Here is a 16,986-nt window from a genome sequence, read left to right as displayed (position 1 = left end):
AATGTTTGGGATCAGCTTCACTGAACTGCTGCTCGTCGGCCTCGTCGCCCTGTTGGTATTGGGCCCCGAACGCCTGCCGGGCGCTGCGCGCACCGCCGGTCTGTGGATCGGGCGCCTGAAGCGCAGCTTCAATGCGATCAAACAGGAAGTTGAACGTGAAATCGGTGCCGACGACATCCGTCGGCAACTGCACAACGAACACATCCTGTCCCTGGAACAGGAAGCACGGAAGATCTTCTCGCCGACCCAGCAGGAGCCGACGCCGGTCCAGCCCGTGGCCGAGCCGACGATTGCTCCCCAGGTCCCGGCGGTCGAAGCTGCGCCAGTGGTGGTTGAACCGGCCAAACCGGTTGATCCGGTGACTGCGACGCCCCCGACTCCCAACGACTCCACTCTGCCGCCGCGAGCCCCATGAGCGATATCCCTGAAAACGACCAGCCGATGCCGCTGGTATCGCACCTCACCGAGTTGCGCACCCGCCTGCTGCGCTGCGTCGCGGCGGTGTTCATCATCTTTGCCGGGCTGTTTGCCTTCACCCAGCAGATCTACACCTTCGTCTCCACGCCGCTGCGCGAGTACCTGCCGGTAGGCGCGACGATGATCGCCACCGATGTCTCGTCGCCGTTCCTGACGCCGTTGAAACTGACGATGATGGTCTCGCTGTTCCTGGCGATCCCGGTGATCCTGCATCAGATCTGGGGCTTCATCGCTCCGGGCCTGTACAAGCATGAAAAACGCATCGCCGTGCCGCTGCTGGTGTCGAGCATCCTGCTGTTCTACACCGGCATGGCCTTCGCCTACTTCTTCGTATTCCCGCTGATCTTCAAGTTCTTCGCCGCTGCCACCCCGGCAGGCGTGGAAATGATGACCGACATTACCAGCTACCTGGATTTCGTCATGACGCTGTTCTTCGCCTTTGGCGTGGCGTTCGAGATTCCCGTGGCGGTGGTATTGCTGGTGTGGATCGGCGTGGTCGACGTCGCCTACCTGAAGAAAATCCGTCCGTACGTCATCATCGGTTGCTTCGTGGTCGGCATGATCCTCACGCCGCCGGATATTTTCTCCCAGACCTTGCTGGCCGTGCCGATGTGGCTGCTGTTCGAGATCGGCATCCTGTTCGGCGGCCTGGTGCGCAAACGCCGCGAAGAAGAACCCGAGGACCAGCCGGTCGACGACCACAACGACCAGCCGCCAGCGACCCAAGCGTGAACCTGCTGCTGCTCGAAGAGGCCGATTTCATCGAGCCGGACCGCGTCATCCTGAGCGATCGGCGCCTGACACACATGCAGGAAGTCCACCGCAGCGCCGTCGGCGACAGCTTGCGGGTCGGCCGTATCGGCGGCCTGATGGGCACGGCCCAGGTGTTGCGCCTGGAAGCTCGCGAAGCCGAACTGCAAGTGACCCTCGACCAGCCGCCGCCGGCCAAGTTGCCGCTGACCCTGGTGCTGGCATTGCCGCGTCCGAAGATGCTCCGCCGGGTGTTCCAGACCGTCGCCACCATGGGCGTGCCGCGCGTGGTGCTGGTGAACAGTTATCGTGTGGAAAAGAGCTTCTGGCAGACGCCCTTCCTGGAACCCGAGGCGATTCGCGAACAACTGATTCTTGGCCTGGAGCAGGCCCGGGACAGCGTGCTGCCGGAAATCATCATTGAAAAACGCTTCAAGCCCTTCGTCGAAGATCGCCTGCCCGCCATCGTTGAAGGCACCCTCGGGCTGGTCGGCCATCCTGGCAATCACCCGCCCTGCCCGCGCGCGCTGACTGAACCGGTGACCTTGGCCATCGGCCCGGAAGGCGGCTGGATCCCCTACGAAATCGACCTGCTGGGCAAGGCCGGCCTGCAACCGGTGCAGCTCGGCGAACGGATCCTGCGGGTCGAGACCGCCGTCCCGGCCCTGCTTGCGCGGCTGTTCTAACGACCTGTTTGCTTTCCTGTGGCGAGGGAGCTTGCTCCCGCTCGGCTGCGAAGCAGTCGTAAATTCCTGCCCCCGGGTGGCCGCTTCGCGACCAAGCGGGAGCAAGCTCCCTCGCCACGAAAAACACCCGTCGCGTCTATTTTCTACAGCTCCCGCCAAAGCCGCCGATACAGTCCCCATAAAACCAATTCAACGCTCCAAGGGAGTATCAGCATGTTCCGGTGGCTTGCCCAGGGTCTGGGAAACGTAAGCGTTAATCGCAAACTTGGCTTCGGCTTCGGCCTGGTGCTGTTCCTCACCCTGATGATCGCGTTCACCGGCTGGTCCGGCCTGGGCAATGTCATCAGCCGGGGCGACAAGCTGGGGTTCATTGCCAGCCTGAACGACCTGAGCAAGGACCTTGACCTCGCCAGCATCGACTACAACACCACGCGCGGCGAAAAAGGCCCGCAACAGGTCAACGACCTGCTCGGCAAGCTCGAAGCCGGGTTGAAGACAGCTCGCGAGATGATCGAACAGCCTGACGACGTGGCGTTGATCGACAAGCAACTGGCCGCCGTTGCCGAATACAAAAGCGCCTTCGCCCAGATGACCAGCGCCACCGTCAGCCGCGAAGATGCCCGCGGCAAGCTGGGCGCCAGTGCCGATAGCACCGTAGCCCGCGTCGCCGAAGTGGAAAAAGCGCTGCTGCAGGGCGCCGACATCACCCAGTTCAACAGCGTGGTGACCTTGAGCAAGGCGATCCAACAGGCACGCTATCAGGTTCGCGGTTACACCTACAGCGGCAAAAGCGAGGCCCAACAGCCGGCCATTGATGCAATTACCGATGTCCTGAAACTGCTGGCACGCTTGCCAGCCCAGTTGCCTGAGGAACACGCCGACAGGCTCCAGCAGGCCAGCGACTCGATGAACATCTACCGGGCGGCAGTCAGCCAGTTCCGTGACTCCCAACTTGATAACGGTGCCGCTCTGCAGCGTATGAGCGAGCAAGGCCAGGTCCTGATCGACTCCAGCCAGAAGCTCACCGCGTCCCAGACGGCCGTGCGCGATCACGACACCGCCCAGGCCAAGACCGTCCTGATCGCAGCCGCCGCACTGGCGCTGCTGTTCGGTGTGATCGCCGCCTTGCTCATCACTCGGCAGATCGTCGGCCCGCTGGATGAGACCCTGAAGGTGGCAGAACGCGTCGCCGCGGGCGATCTTACCCACAACCTGACGTCCGAACGCCGCGACGAACTCGGTCAATTGCAACGTGCCATGCAACGCATGACCGTTGGCTTGCGGCAGTTGATCGGCGGCATCGGTGAAGGCGTTACCCAGATCGCCAGCGCTGCTGAACAGCTCTCGGCCGTGACCGAGCAGACCAGCGCCGGGGTCAATAGCCAAAAGATCGAGACCGATCAGGTCGCCACTGCCATGCACGAAATGACCGCCACCGTGCAGGAAGTGGCGCGCAACGCCGAGGAAGCCTCCGAGGCCGCCGTCGCCGCCGACCAACAGGCCCGCGAAGGTGACAAGGTCGTCGGCGAAGCCATCGCCCAGATCGAGCGCCTGGCGCGAGAAGTGGGCAACTCTACCGCCGCCATGGGTGATCTGAAGCGCGAAAGCGACAAGATCGGCAGCGTCCTGGACGTGATCAAGTCCGTGGCCCAGCAAACCAACCTGCTGGCCCTCAACGCGGCCATCGAGGCCGCCCGAGCCGGTGAAGCCGGGCGCGGCTTCGCCGTGGTGGCCGACGAAGTTCGCAGCCTGGCCCAGCGCACCCAGAAGTCCACCGAAGAAATCGAAGAACTGATCGTCGGCCTGCAAGCGGGTACCGAACAGGTCGCGACCATCATGGACAACAGCCGCAGCCTGACCGACAGCAGCGTCGAACTGACCCGCCGCGCCGGTGGCTCGCTGGAAAACATCACTCGCACGGTGTCGGCGATCCAGTCGATGAACCAGCAGATCGCAGCGGCGGCAGAGCAGCAGAGTGCGGTAGCGGAGGAAATCAACCGTAGCGTGCTGAATGTGCGGGATGTGTCAGAGCAGACGGCGTCGTCCAGCGAGGAGACTGCCGCCTCCAGTGCCGAACTGGCGCGGTTGGGGGTCCATTTGCAGACGTTGGTGGGCCGGTTTCGGGTTTGATTCGGGTGTTGAAGTTGTGTGTATATCCGTTGTTTAAGTAATGGCTACTTAGGGTTTCGCCCTGACGGCGAGTCACTTTCGAAAGGCGCGAAAGTAACCAAAGCGCCTCTGCCCCACCACTTGGCACCTCGCTTAGGCTCGGTGTGCCCTCACTCCGGCATTGCTCCGTGGGCCCGCCGCGAAGGGCCATCCATGGCCCAGCGCGGCTATCCCGGCATCCATGCCGGGATGCCCACTACGCAATACCTGCGTTCGGCCATCGTGGTTAACGGGGCGCCCGAGATCAACGTCCCCCGCGAGGCGGCCTGAAAGCCGACCTGTTTCTTTGGTGACCGCGTTTCCCTGTGGGACCCGAGCTTGCTCGTGATGACGCTGGGGCAGTTGGCATGCATGGCGAAAGTGCCGCGGTCTTCACTCCCACATAAAAAACCATTTTTCCTGAACAAACAACAAACCCGTGGCGAGGGAGCTTGCTCCCGCTCGGCTGCGCAGCGGCCGTAAAAAACGACCTGCTGTTTCCCTGATGTATCTTGCCGAATGGTTTTGGGGCTCCTCCGCAGCCCAGCGGGAGCAAGCTCCCTCGCCACGGTTAATGCGGCCACCAACGAAAAATGTCGAATGTGCAGGTGGTTCGCGAACAAACTCACTCCTACAGAATGAACGCGGTCACCTAGAGACAGGTCGGCTATCAGGCCGCCTCGCGGTGGACGTTGATCTCGGGCGCCCCGTTAACCACGCTGGCCGAACGCAGGCATTGTGGAGTGGGCACCTCGGCATGGATGCCGAGGTAGCCGCGCTGGACCATGGATGGTCCTTCGCGGCGGGCCCACGGAGCAATGCCGGAGTGAGGGCATGCCGAGCCTTAGCGAGGCACCGAGTGGTGGGGCAAAAGCGTTTTGGTTACTTTTGCGCTTCTCAAAAGTGACCCGTCGTAAGGACGGAACCATAAGCAGCCGTGACCTAAACAACGGATATACATACAAAAATACCTACGTCCCACAGTCCGTCATCCCAAGGCTACGACGTCTTGCGCCTTTGCCTACAACTACGCCAGAATCCGCCGGCTTGTGCGCCTTGGCCCTGGGCTCTAACGTTTGCAGGTCGCTGACAGTTCAGCGATCGGGTTTAGCAGCTCGGCATAATATCAAGGCACGCAGGTCCGTTTTATGGCGGCTGTGCGTGGGGCACTTCGGTGCGCCGGGTTCCTTGATTCCTGGTCTGCTAACCCGCGTACTGCCGCCACCCTTTTCGTTTAGCAGCGATGTTTGGTGGCTCCATCAATCAAGGAGCTCGCGATGTACAAGGCCACACCGAACCCACCAGAACCAGAAACCCACCCCAACGACAATCCATCGAGCCAGATCTTCACCGTCGTGGACGGCATCGACACCGAAAGCCTGCTCGCCAACCTCAGCGAAACCCTGGCCTCAGCCGACGCCATGATCAACGACCTTGCATTCGACCTGGAAGGCTCCCGGCGACACATTGCCCTTGGCATCCAGCAACTGATCGAACTGAGCGGTTTGTTGGCGAATCGAGTGTTGGACACCGTCAATCCGCAGCACTGACCTCACCGCGCACCGCGGCGAGCAGGCTATCCCCCACATTGGATCGAAGTACGACCGCAAAATCAGGTCGGCTATAAGGCCGCCTCGCTTTAGACCTTGATCCTGATCTTGATCTCGGGCGCCCCGTTAACCACGCTGGCCGAACGCAGGCATTGTGGAGTGGGCATCCCGGCATGGATGCCGGGATAGCCGCGCTGGGCCAGGGACGGCCCTTCGCGGCGGGCCCACGGAGCAATGCCGGAGTGAGGGCACACCGAGCCTGGGCGAGGTGCCGAGTGGTGGGGCAAATATACGGATCACCCACATGGGTTACAAAAAAGTGCACTCACATAGGTAACACCCGGAGTGTCACGTAGCCATCAATGGCATCTCTTACGTCAATCCGTCCAAGGATGATTGGGCCGAAGATAACATCCCAGATCCCGTCCTCTATTTGCTCCAGTCCAATGGTCTGGTGCTTGAGCACATAGCCGACGTAGATCCTTAGACCACGACGATTGACGATGCCCGAGCAGTCCGCTTGGAGGCTATCGATATGGCTCGGGTAGGTCATATCAGGAAGCTTCTCAGGGTATTGGCGGGACGAAGGCTCATAGCAGGACGCGGGTGTCTTCTGCTTTAGAGCCTCGTGGAAACGCTCATAGTTGTAATGTTGCCTGAAACGATCAAAGTGCCGTTGTTGGGCCTCCCACGCTACCGCTGGTGGTGACGGAAGAGTACTTTTCAACGTTCGATGCATACGTTCATGCCGGCCATTTTGCTCCGGCCTGCCGGGTGCGATCCGCTCAGGAATGATCCCTAGACGCAACCACCAGATGGATAATTGGGAAAGGCCCGCACGCCCTTTGCTCGCAAACGGAACACCATTGTCGGTACGAATGCGCTCCGGCAGACCATGCTCACGAAACACCTGAGTAAACACCGCCTGGGTTTCCTGGAAGTTGGTGTTAGCCATGCTGTGGCAAGCGAGCAAGAAACGACTGGCATGGTCCATGATCGTCAATGGATAGCACCAGACACCCGCACCTGTCAGGAACTGGCCTTTGTAATCGGCGCTGAATAGCTGGTTGGGAGCCTCTGCTTTCTGCAGTGGTTTGGGATAAACCGCCACCCGTTGACGCAATCGGCGTGGTTTGACCAGCTCAGCTTTCTTTAGAATGTTGTAGATCGACGTCTTTGATGGCGGCGTCTGGTCAGGGAAACGCTCGAGCAAAGCCGCCTGAATTTTCTTGGGGCCAGGCTCTGTCTCACCCCGACCGCGTAATTCAATGATCGCCTCACGGACAGCCAGGGGCACTACCCATTCCTGGGTAAGCCGACGACGACTATGTTCTTCCAGTCCCGCCGGCCCTTCCTTCTCATACCGCTCGACCCATTTATAGCCAGTCTTGCGACTGATCTCGTAAGCCTGGCAAAGCGCACTGAAGCTTGGCGGGCCTTTGATGTAGTCCGCGATGAATAGCAGTTTCAGGTCCATAGGTTTCAGCTCTCGCCATGGCATGGTCAGATCCTCGAAAACCGACCCTGCCAGTTAAAAACTGTTACCTATGTGAGTGAACTGATTTGTAACCTATGTGGGTGAGTCATACCGCAAAGCCTTTTTTGCTTACTTTTTTTGGCGTCTGAAAAAAAGTGAGTCGCCGTAAGGGCGAAACCATAAGCCGCCGTGACCTAAATAACGGATATACATACAAAATTATCTGCATCTAACAATCGGTCAGCTCAAGGCTACGACGTCTTGCTCCTTTGCCTACAACGACACCAGAACCCGCCGACTTGTGCGCCTTGGCCTTGGGTTCTACCGTTTTCAGGTACCTGTCGGCTCAACGATCGGGTTTAGCAGCTCGGCACATATCAAGGCACGCAGGTCCGTTTTATGGCGGCTGTACGTGGGGCACTTCGGTGCGCCTGGATCCTTGATTCCTGGTCTGCTAACCCGCGTACTGCCGCCACCCTTTTCGTTTAGCAGCGATGACTGGCGGCTCCATTACCTAGAAACATCACGCAGCTACGCCACCCAGCGGGATCAAGCTCCCTCGCCCCAAGAGCGAATCGCCAATAAAATGCGCCCAACAAAAAGCCCCGCTTCTTTTCAGAAGCGGGGCTTTTTGTGTATCAGGCCAGTTGAGGCTGTGCGCCCACCGGTTGAAGCGGCAGCAACGGTGCATGCGGATCGGCCTTGACCGATTCACGCCACGCCGCCAGCCACTCGGGATGCGCCTCGCTCCAGACCTGCTCATGCAGACGGGACAGCGCCACCGGATCGCTCAGCAGCGCCAATCGCTCGGCGTTGTTGAGCCCGGCCGGGCCTACCTTCAAGGCATGACGGACGCGCTCGACGCGCAGCCATTCGATCGGCTCGGCCTTGCCGTGACGGGAGGTAGCCAATGCGTACGCCAAGGCGTTCTGTCGCGGATCGACCACCGCCCGGATGAAGCCGTCGTTCAGCGCATGCCAACGGTTTTCATGGGTGTACTGGTCAGTCGACAGCAGTTCCTGTGGCGGCGCGTATTCCTCGGGAATCAGGAACAGGCTTTCATCACGGGACTTCAAGCCCAGGCCCACGCGGCTGGAGATCACCGAAACCGGGATCGACAACATCAGCGAGCCGACAATCGGCACGAGCCACCATAGGAAGCTCGGGTTCAGCCAAATCACCAGCAAGGCCCAGAAGAAGCCCAGCAGGGTCTGCGGTCCGTGGCGCTTGATGGCTTCGCTCCAAGGCGTGGAGTCATCGTCACGCTTGGGCGAGTTCCAGGTCGCGGCCCAGCCCAGGAAGGCGGCCAGCACGAAACGGGTATGGAAGATCATGCGCACCGGCGCCAACAGCATGGAGAACAGCATTTCCAGCAGCATCGACATCGTGACCTTGAACTTGCCGCCGAACTCCTTCGCGCCTTTCGCCCAGATCAACACGATGCTCAAGAGCTTGGGCAGGAACAGCAGCACGATGGTGGTCGAGAACAGCGCGATGGCTTTTTCCGGATGCCATTGTGGCCACAGCGGATACAACTGGCGCGGCTCGAGGAAGTACTGCGGCTCCATCAGCGTGTTCACCGCCAGCAGCGCGGTGGACAGCACCAGGAAGAAGAACCACAGCGGTGCCGACAGGTAGGACATCACGCCGGTCAGGAACACCGCACGGTGCACCGGGTGCATGCCCTTGACCAGGAACAGCCGGAAGTTCATCAGGTTGCCGTGGCACCAGCGACGGTCACGCTTGAGTTCGTCCAGCAGGTTCGGTGGCAGCTCTTCGTAGCTGCCCGGCAGGTCATAGGCAATCCACACGCCCCAGCCGGCACGGCGCATCAGCGCGGCTTCGACAAAGTCGTGGGAGAGGATCGCACCGGAGAAGGCACCTTTACCGGGCAACGGCGCCAGGGCGCAGTGGTCGATAAACGGCTTCATGCGGATGATCGCGTTGTGGCCCCAGTAGTGCGACTCGCCCAGCTGCCAGAAGTGCAGGCCGGCGGTGAACAGCGGACCGTAGACCCGTGTGGCGAACTGCTGCATGCGCGCATACAGCGTGTCCATGCCCGAGGCACGTGGCGCGGTCTGGATGATCCCAGCGTCCGGCGTGGCTTCCATCAGGCGCACCAGGCTGGTCAGGCATTCGCCGCTCATGACGCTGTCGGCGTCGAGCACGACCATGTACTTGTAGTCGCTGCCCCAGCGACGGCAGAAGTCGTCGAGGTTGCCGCTCTTGCGTTTCACGCGGCGACGGCGGCGGCGATAGAATATCTTGCCGAAGCCCCCGGTTTCACGGCAGACATCCAGCCAGGCCTGCTGCTCGGCGACGCAGATATCGGTTTCGTTACTGTCGCTGAGCACGAAGAAGTCGAAGCGGTCCAGGTCACCCGTGGCCGCAACCGACTCGAACGTGGCGCGCAGACCGGCGAATACCCGTGGCACGTCCTCGTTACAGATCGGCATCACCAGGGCGGTGCGGGCATCCTTGGGAATTGGCTCGTTACCGGCGCTGGCACCGGAAATGCGGTACTTGTCATGCCCGGTGAGCAGTTCGAGGAATCCCATCAGCGCGGTCCAGAAACCGGCCGAGACCCAGCAGAACAGGATCCCGAAGAGGATCAGGATGCTGGTTTGCAGCGCGTATGGCAGCACTTGCGTGGCCGTCTGCAGCAGCGGCTGATGCAGCACTTCATCCAGGTCCACCAGCGACCAGCCCTGGTACGGCATGATGCCTTTCATGTACCAGCCGGCCACGATGGTCTGGCCGAGCATCAGGATCAACAGGATGTAGCGACGGATCGAACCCACGGTACGCCAGCGCGCATGCGGCAAGACGCGCTCGTCCTTGGGCGGCTTCGGTGGGTTGGTGCGGCCGGTCAGGCGGCGCCAGGCGCGTACCAGGATATTGGTGCGCCATGGCTCCGGCACGACCTTGGTCCGGCGAATCGGCGGAGTAGCCTTCAGGCATACACGGCCACTGGAATCGAGGGCCAGCATTTCGGCGTCCTCGAGTTCCTCGGCAGTGCTAAGCGCCAGGCGACGGCCCACCGAGGCTTGGGCAGCCTCGTCGGGCGCATCGAACGTCGACGAAGCCAGGCGTTCATGCAATTCGCTGAAGGACTTGCAGCCCGCCAGTTCGGTGCGCTGCTCGTCGGTCATCGGCAAATGGGCCAGATACTCGCTCAGAGACACTGGCTGTACGGAAGTATTACTCATCGGCAGGCAACTGATAGCTCCAGGTCTCGGTCAGGACTTGTTCAGTCTGCTCCGGTTCCTGCGGGGTTGGGGTCGGCTCGGCGGCGGCGGTGGACGCCTTGACGGCCTTGGCTTCCTGCTGCTCGCCGGCCTGTTCGTTGGCTTTCTCTTTCTCGCTCTGCTGCTTGGCGACCTTGTCGGCCTTGGCCAGCGTGGTCACGGAATGCGAGGTGGCCGGCAGCTCTACAGGAACCAGCGGCCGGACCAACGCGGCACGCATCTCGGTCGCCTTGCCCGGATCCTTGATCTTCAGGCGCAACGTCAAGCGCCAGCCCTTGGTTTCAGGGTTGTAGCGCACGCTGTTTTCAACGATTTCGCCGTTGTCACCCACGCTCACCTGGCTACGCACCTCGGCGTCTTCAGGCAGGGCTTGCAGGGACGGGCCTTCGAAATCGACCAGGTAGGCCACGCTGCCATCCGGCTGGCGAATCAGGTTGGACTGCTTCACGTCACCCGTGGAACGCAGGGTCTGCTTGACCCAGGCGCTGTCTGGCGAGTGCAGGCTGGCTTCATCGAGTGTCCAGTGCAGGCGATAGGCGAAGTCCAGTGGCTGGCCTGGCTCAGGCAGTTTTTCCGGGCTCCAGAACGCAACGATATTGTCGTTGGTTTCGTCGGCGGTCGGGATCTCGACGAGGTCGACGGTACCCTTGCCCCAGTCGCCTTTCGGTTCGATCCAGGCGCTTGGACGTTTTTCGTAGCGGTCGTCCAGGTCTTCGTAGTGGCTGAAGTCACGACCACGTTGCAGCAGGCCGAAACCACGCGGGTTTTCTACCGAGAAGTTGCTCACGGCCAGGTGTTTCGGGTTGTTCAGCGGACGCCAGATCCACTCGCCGTTGCCGGCATGGATGGACAGGCCGCTGGAGTCGTGGAGCTCGCGACGGTAGTTCAGGACCTTGGACGGCTGATTCGCGCCGAACAGGAACATGCTGGTCAACGGGGCGATGCCCAGCTTGTTGACGCGATCACGCAGGAAAACACGCGATTTGACGTCAACGACGGTATCGGTGCCCGGGCGCACGGTCAGGCGATAAGCGCCGGTGGCCCGTGGCGAATCGAGCAAGGCGAAGATCACCAGGTGCTTGTCGGTCGGCTTCGGACGCTGGATCCAGAACTCACGAAAACGCGGGAACTCTTCACCGGATGGCAATGCGGTATCGATCGCCATGCCGCGAGCGGACAAGCCATAAACCTGGCCCTTGCCGATGACGCGGAAATAGCTGGCGCCGAGCATGGTCATGATTTCGTCTTGCTTGTCGGCCTTGTTGATCGGGTACAACACGCGGAAACCCGCGTAGCCCAATTGTTCGGTGGCCTTCGGATCGAACTTCACATCACCGAAATCGAAGCGTGTCGGGTCGTATTTGATCTCTTCGACGGTGGTCGCGGTGATTTCGTTGATCTTCACCGGTGTGTCGAAATGCATGCCCTGGTGATAGAAGGACAGCCGGAACGGCGTCTTCTGGTCGGCCCATTCAGCTTTTTCGGTGCGGAAACGGATTTTCTGATAATCGGCGAATTTCATTTCGCGGAATTCGTTCGGCAAGTTGCTGCGCGGGGCTTCGAATTTCTGCCCGGCCAGTTCTTGTGCCTTCGCCGATACATCATCCAGGCTGAATGCCCACAGTTGGCCCGCGCCAAACAGGCACAGCAGGGCCGAGCCCGCTACCAGAGCGTTTCTAAACCGTTTGGCAGTCATTTTTGGTGCATTACAGGGACTAACAATCACGAGCAACCCTCGCCGAAAACAGATCAAAAAACCAACGGCCAGATAAAGTATCTGCACGGTAACGGCGCTGAAAAACCGCTCCTGCGGACCACTCTTGCCAAGTTGGCGAGCATTGTTCCGACTCCGATGGGACAAAATGATTCCCCAAACGGTTCAGGACAAGTCTCTACCTAAGTCAAATGGACCGGCGAACGCCGATCCCCCGTAGCGCGCGATTATCTAGTAGGCCGCGTGACAACGCATCAGGGCTAGCAAAGTATTTATCGAGAAAACTCCCTGTTTTGACTCGAAACCGGACCGAAAAGATGTTTCAAACGCTTTCAGACCTGTAACAGAAAGGTTACCGGGCCATCATTGACCAGATGCACTTGCATGTCGGCGCCGAATCTACCTGATGCCACGGTGCCATGCACCTGTTTCGCCTGGGTCAGCAGATAGTTGTACAACTCTTCGCCAAGGACGGGCGGCGCGGCGGTTGAAAAGCTCGGGCGCAGACCGCTTTTGGTGTCCGCCGCCAGGGTGAACTGCGAGACCAGCAGCAAACCACCCGCGACGTCCGCCAGGGACAGGTTCATCTTGCCGTCGGCGTCGCTGAACACCCGATAGTTAAGCAGCTTGTGCAGGAGTTTGTCGGCACTGGCCCGGGTATCCCCAGGCTCGACAGCTACCAGCACCAGCAAGCCATGGTCCACGGCCCCGACGATCTCGCCCGCGACTTCGACCCGGGCACCGCGAACCCGCTGCAGCAACCCCTTCATGCTTCTTCGGGTGGCAGGTCGAGCAGGCGGCGGGCCATTTGCGCGGCGGCGCGCACCAACGCGTCGGTAATCCCTGGTTCCGAAGCGGCATGGCCGGCGTCACGGATCACCTGCAGCTCGCTGTTGGGCCAGTTCTGGTGCAGCTCCCAGGCATTGTCCAACGGGCAGATCACGTCGTAGCGACCATGCACGATGACCCCCGGCAAATGGGCGATCTTGCCCATGTCGCGAATCAACTGATTGGGTTCGAGAAAGGCGTTGTTGGTGAAGTAGTGGCATTCGATCCGGGCGATCGACAACGCTCGCTGCGGCTCGGAGAAACGATCGACCACCAACGGGTTCGGGCGCAGGGTCGCGGTGCGCCCCTCCCAGGTGGACCAGGCCTTGGCCGCGTGCATCTGGGCGATCTGGTCGTTGCCGATCAAGCGTTTGTGGAAAGCGCTGAGCAGGTCGTCGCGTTCATCCAGGGGGATCGGTGCGATGTAGTCCTGCCAGTAGTCGGGAAACAGGCGACTGGCACCGGCCTGGTAGAACCATTCGATTTCCTGCGGACGGCAGAGAAAGATCCCGCGCAAGATCAGGCCATGTACCCGTTCCGGATGAGTCTGGGCGTAGGCCAGGGCCAGGGTCGAGCCCCAGGAGCCGCCGAACAGCACCCACTTTTCGATGCCCAGGTGCTTGCGGATGCGCTCCAGGTCTTCGACGAGGTCCCAGGTGGTGTTGTTTTCCAGGCTCGCGTGAGGCGTGGAACGGCCGCAGCCGCGCTGATCGAACGTAACGATGCGGTACAGATTCGGATCGAAGTAGCGACGGCTTTGCGCATCGCAACCCGCCCCCGGGCCACCGTGGATGAACACGACAGGCAGGCCTTCCGGCGAGCCGCTTTCATCGACATAGAGCGTGTGGGTGTCATCGACAGCCAGATCGTGCCGGGCATGGGGTTTGATCTGCGGGTACAAAGTCTGCATTGCGCGCTCCGTAAGGGGTCGAGTCATCCGTGTGGGGACTTCTATTTAGTCTGCCGTCCGGCATCATAAACCCGAATTACCTTAATGAGCATGCCCTGCGGCAGTCAAAGCGTGTCGGCCAGGTAGGCCAGTAGCTTGCGATATAGCTGATCGACCTCCGGCACCTGGCCCCGCGCGCGCAGGCAACCGTGGACCAGACCCTCGCCGTTGTACAACTCAGAGGCTACCCCTGCGGCGCTCAGGCGCTCGTTATAGAGGACGCCGTCGTCGCGCAGCGGATCCCATTGCGCCACGGCAACCAGCGTCGCGGGCAGGCCGCTGAAATCATCGGCGAGCAATGGCGCGGCGTAGGCTGAGGGTTGGGTGCCACGCAGGTACCACGCGTCATAGCGTTGCAGGTCACTGCGGCTCAAGAGCGGCGCGTCGAAACATTCGGTGCGCGACGGTAAATGCTCGGGACCACCAAGCGCCGGGTAGATCAGCGCCTGGGACCGGGGCAGAGGCTGCCCTGCATCGCGCAAGGCCAGGCACACCGCAGCGGCGAGGTTGCCGCCGGCGCTGTCGCCCACCACGGCCCGGCGCCGAGGGTTGATGGCAAACGGCAGGTCCCCCAGGTGGCGCCACACAGTAAGGCAATCTTCGAACCCGGCGGGAAACGGATGCTCGGGGGCAAGCCGGTAATCCACCGCCACCACCAGCACGCCGAGGGCCGCGGCCAGTTCCATGCAAATGAAATCATGGGAATCCAGGTCCCCTACCACCCAACCGCCACCGTGCAGATAAAGAATGCACGGCCACCCGGCGAGCGGCGGCGAAGTACGCAGGTGATAGGCCCGGACAGCGACGCCAGCCAGGTGCAGATCCTCGACCGCAAGCGTTGATGGGCGCGGCGGGGTGAATGCCCGGCACATCCGGCTGTAAGCCTGGCGCGAGCCGGCGAGGCTGTCATCCGGGCTGGTGAAGCTCAGGGTCTTGTCGATGAAGGCGGACATTGCCTGGGAGAGTGGGTAGGCCATTGTGGTTCGCCGTGGACGCTATGGTTTAGCCCGAAAGCTTTTGTGGCGAGGGAGCTTGCTCCCGCTGGGCTGCGCAGCAGTCCTCGCTTCCTGGCGGCTGCTGCGCAACCGAGCGGGAGCAAGCTCCCTCGCCACGGGGGTTATCAGTACCCGCAAGATTGGGTCAGTTCTTGAGACTGGCCTGCACCGCCGCGATGCCATCCTTGCCATCGAAGCTGGTCACGCCGGCGAGCCAGCGCTGCAGGTCCTCCGGGTGCTCGCGCAACCATTGCCGCGCGACGTCCTGGGGCGTCTTGCGTTCCATGATCGGCACCATCAACTGGCTCTCCTGGGCGGCGGTAAACGTGAGGTTCTCCAGCAGCCGCTGCACGTTCGGACACCGCTGTGCGTAGTCCGGCGCGGTGACGATGGAGACCGTCGCGGCGCCTTCGTTCGGGCCATAGACATCTTCGCTGCCGGTCAGGTAAGTGATGTCCATGTTGATGTTCATCGGGTGTGGGGTCCAGCCGACGAAGACCACGAATTCCTTGCGATTGACTGCCCGCTGCACCGCCGCCAGCATCCCGGCCTCGCCGGACTCGATCAGCTTGAAATCCTTGAGACCGAAGTGGTTGGTCTCGATCATGGTCTTGATGGTGGTATTGGCGCCGCTGCCCGGCTCGATGCCGTAGATTTTCGCCCCCAACGGGTCCTTGAACCGGGCGATGTCGGCGAAGGTCTTGAGCCCCGCCGCCGCCACGTAGTCGGGAACGGCCAGGGTCGCCTGGGCGTCGGCCAGGCTTGGTTTGCCCAGTACTTTCACTTGATTGGCCGCCAGGAACGGGGCGATGTTCTTGTCCATCGCCGGTTTCCAGTAGCCCAGGAAAATGTCGAGCCGCTTGTCGCGGATGCCGGCGAAGATGATCTGCTGGACGGCGCTGGTCTGCTTGCTTTCGTAGCCCAGGCCAGTGAGCAGCACGTCAGCCATGCCACTGGTGGCGATCACGTCGGTCCAGTTGACCACGCCCATGCGCACGGTCTGGCAGGATGTTGCCTCGGCAGCCATCGCGCCGGAGCTCAACAGGACGGTACCGCAGAGGATCGACAGACAGCGTTTGAACGGTCTTTTCATCGGAAAGGTCTCGTGCGGCAGCGGATTATTGTAGGCCGGTGTCTTGGTGCACCGTGACCGGAACATTACGCAGCGTCGAGGGGCTGAAGATGAACTGTGGCGACGCGGTTTTGCACGGTGGCGACAGGTAAGACGATGAACGCTTCTGTGGCGAGGGAGCTTGCTCCCGCTGGGTGGCGAAGCCGCCCCAAGGATCTTGTGAGCGCTGCGCACTCAAGCGGGAGCAAGCTCCCTCGCCACAATAGCCGCCTCACCTCGAATTAGCGTTTGTAGGCTTTTTGTCCCCACGCCAGGAAACCTTCCAGCAACTCCCTGAGCACCACCTGGGTCGGCGCCGCCAGATCCGGGCGATAGTTGAATGGCTCGAACTCTTCCATGTAGGTGCTCTGGCACAGTTCCAGTTGCACCGCGTGAATGTCCTCGGCCGGGTTGCCGTAGTGCCGGGTGATGTGTCCGCCCTTGAAGCGTCCGTTGAGCACATGGGTGAACTGGCCGTGGCGGGCGCAGATGGTTTCGAGCTGGCTGGCCAGCGCCGGGTCGCAACTGGCGCCGTTGAACGTGCCGAGATTGAAGTCCGGCAGCTTGCCGTCGAACAGGTGCGGGATCACCGAACGGATCGAGTGGGCATCGAACAGCAAGGCATAGCCGAACTCGGCCTTGAGTCGCGCCAGTTCCTGTTGCAGGGCCTGATGGTAGGGCATCCAGATCTGCTGCAAGTACGTGGCACGCTCATCAGCCGACGGCGCCAGGCCTTCGCGAAACAACGGCACGCCATCGAACAGCGTCGCCGGGTAAAGGCCGGTGGTGGCACCGACGTACATCGGTTTGTCATCAGAAGGACGGTTCAGGTCGACGACGAACCGCGAATATTCGGCCGCCAGGGTGCTGGCGCCCAGCTCATCGGCGAAATCATACAGCCGGGGAATATGCCAATCGGTGTCCGGCAGGCTCTGGGCCTCGGGGATCAACCCGGCCTCTACCGCCGGCGTCAGGCGCAGGCCGGCGTGAGGCATGCTGATCAACAGCGGCACGCGCCCTTGCTTGAAATTCAGGACCTTCTCCACAACCGTT

Annotated in this window: 13 protein-coding genes; 5 read left to right on the top strand and 8 right to left on the bottom strand. The window is 61.3% G+C overall.

Going from position 1 to position 16,986, the window contains the following annotated elements; genetic code table 11:
- Window position 1: 1 nt before the first annotated feature.
- From tatB to M1E16_RS01820, 5 genes are all read left to right on the top strand, one after another.
- Window positions 2–415 carry a Sec-independent protein translocase protein TatB gene (gene tatB / locus M1E16_RS01840; protein WP_434570182.1) on the top strand — a complete coding sequence of 138 codons (414 nt, stop codon included), beginning with the start codon at window positions 2–4 and terminating at the stop codon, window positions 413–415.
- Window positions 412–1,209 carry a twin-arginine translocase subunit TatC gene (gene tatC / locus M1E16_RS01835; RefSeq protein WP_305497375.1) on the top strand — a complete coding sequence of 266 codons (798 nt, stop codon included), beginning with the start codon at window positions 412–414 and terminating at the stop codon, window positions 1,207–1,209. The genes tatB and tatC overlap by 4 nt, the downstream gene beginning before the upstream one ends.
- Window positions 1,206–1,913 (top strand): 16S rRNA (uracil(1498)-N(3))-methyltransferase, encoded by a 708-nt coding sequence (locus M1E16_RS01830; RefSeq protein ID WP_458129051.1) that lies wholly within the window; start codon window positions 1,206–1,208, stop codon window positions 1,911–1,913. The genes tatC and M1E16_RS01830 overlap by 4 nt, the downstream gene beginning before the upstream one ends.
- 213 nt (window positions 1,914–2,126) lie before the next feature.
- Window positions 2,127–4,043, top strand: coding sequence for a methyl-accepting chemotaxis protein (locus M1E16_RS01825; RefSeq protein WP_458129050.1), 1,917 nt, complete (start codon window positions 2,127–2,129; stop codon window positions 4,041–4,043).
- 1,295 nt (window positions 4,044–5,338) lie between these two features.
- Complete coding sequence (locus M1E16_RS01820) at window positions 5,339–5,611, top strand: DUF6124 family protein (protein WP_434653958.1); 273 nt, start codon at window positions 5,339–5,341, stop codon at window positions 5,609–5,611.
- 325 nt (window positions 5,612–5,936) lie between these two features.
- On the opposite strand, the gene M1E16_RS01815 is transcribed toward M1E16_RS01820, so the two are convergent.
- The 8 genes from M1E16_RS01815 to hutG form a co-directional block, all read right to left on the bottom strand.
- On the bottom strand, window positions 5,937–7,112 hold the full coding sequence (locus M1E16_RS01815) for an integrase core domain-containing protein (RefSeq protein ID WP_458129049.1): 1,176 nt from the start codon (window positions 7,110–7,112) through the stop codon (window positions 5,937–5,939).
- Window positions 7,113–7,726: 614 nt separating this feature from the next.
- Entirely contained in the window at window positions 7,727–10,297 is a 2,571-nt protein-coding gene (gene mdoH, locus M1E16_RS01810) for a glucans biosynthesis glucosyltransferase MdoH (protein WP_458129048.1), read from the bottom strand.
- The gene (locus tag M1E16_RS01805) at window positions 10,290–12,032 is read right to left on the bottom strand and encodes a glucan biosynthesis protein G (RefSeq protein WP_434602573.1); all 1,743 of its coding nucleotides are present in this window, start codon (window positions 12,030–12,032) and stop codon (window positions 10,290–10,292) included. Before M1E16_RS01805 ends, mdoH begins: the two co-directional genes overlap by 8 nt.
- 350 nt (window positions 12,033–12,382) lie before the next feature.
- Window positions 12,383–12,820 (bottom strand): D-aminoacyl-tRNA deacylase, encoded by a 438-nt coding sequence (gene dtd / locus M1E16_RS01800; protein WP_434626480.1) that lies wholly within the window; start codon window positions 12,818–12,820, stop codon window positions 12,383–12,385.
- Window positions 12,817–13,788 (bottom strand): prolyl aminopeptidase, encoded by a 972-nt coding sequence (pip, locus tag M1E16_RS01795; RefSeq protein ID WP_434626481.1) that lies wholly within the window; start codon window positions 13,786–13,788, stop codon window positions 12,817–12,819. The genes dtd and pip overlap by 4 nt, the downstream gene beginning before the upstream one ends.
- A 104-nt stretch (window positions 13,789–13,892) precedes the next feature.
- Window positions 13,893–14,804: an alpha/beta hydrolase gene (locus M1E16_RS01790; protein ID WP_458129047.1), complete on the bottom strand. Its 912-nt coding sequence runs from the start codon at window positions 14,802–14,804 to the stop codon at window positions 13,893–13,895.
- Between the two features lie 163 nt (window positions 14,805–14,967).
- On the bottom strand, window positions 14,968–15,915 hold the full coding sequence (locus tag M1E16_RS01785; protein WP_458129046.1) for a choline ABC transporter substrate-binding protein: 948 nt from the start codon (window positions 15,913–15,915) through the stop codon (window positions 14,968–14,970).
- 260 nt (window positions 15,916–16,175) lie between these two features.
- A complete protein-coding gene (gene hutG / locus M1E16_RS01780; protein ID WP_458129045.1) occupies window positions 16,176–16,979 on the bottom strand; it encodes an N-formylglutamate deformylase in 804 nt (267 codons plus the stop codon).
- Between the last annotated feature and the right edge of the window lie 7 nt (window positions 16,980–16,986).

This window comes from Pseudomonas sp. Z2-11 (assembly GCF_054161305.1).
This window is presented reverse-complemented; position numbering and strand designations above follow the sequence as displayed.

Excerpts from the sequence above, each read along its gene's own strand:
- tatB (WP_434570182.1), top strand. The coding sequence starts at position 2 with ATGTTTGGGATCAGCTTCACTGAACTGCTGCTCGTCGGCCTCGTCGCC.
- tatC (WP_305497375.1), top strand. The coding sequence starts at position 412 with ATGAGCGATATCCCTGAAAACGACCAGCCGATGCCGCTGGTATCGCAC.
- M1E16_RS01825 (WP_458129050.1), top strand. The coding sequence starts at position 2,127 with ATGTTCCGGTGGCTTGCCCAGGGTCTGGGAAACGTAAGCGTTAATCGC.
- M1E16_RS01820 (WP_434653958.1), top strand. The coding sequence starts at position 5,339 with ATGTACAAGGCCACACCGAACCCACCAGAACCAGAAACCCACCCCAAC.
- M1E16_RS01815 (WP_458129049.1), bottom strand. The coding sequence starts at position 7,112 with ATGCCATGGCGAGAGCTGAAACCTATGGACCTGAAACTGCTATTCATC.
- mdoH (WP_458129048.1), bottom strand. The coding sequence starts at position 10,297 with ATGAGTAATACTTCCGTACAGCCAGTGTCTCTGAGCGAGTATCTGGCC.
- M1E16_RS01805 (WP_434602573.1), bottom strand. The coding sequence starts at position 12,032 with ATGACTGCCAAACGGTTTAGAAACGCTCTGGTAGCGGGCTCGGCCCTG.
- dtd (WP_434626480.1), bottom strand. The coding sequence starts at position 12,820 with ATGAAGGGGTTGCTGCAGCGGGTTCGCGGTGCCCGGGTCGAAGTCGCG.
- pip (WP_434626481.1), bottom strand. The coding sequence starts at position 13,788 with ATGCAGACTTTGTACCCGCAGATCAAACCCCATGCCCGGCACGATCTG.
- M1E16_RS01790 (WP_458129047.1), bottom strand. The coding sequence starts at position 14,804 with ATGGCCTACCCACTCTCCCAGGCAATGTCCGCCTTCATCGACAAGACC.
- M1E16_RS01785 (WP_458129046.1), bottom strand. The coding sequence starts at position 15,915 with ATGAAAAGACCGTTCAAACGCTGTCTGTCGATCCTCTGCGGTACCGTC.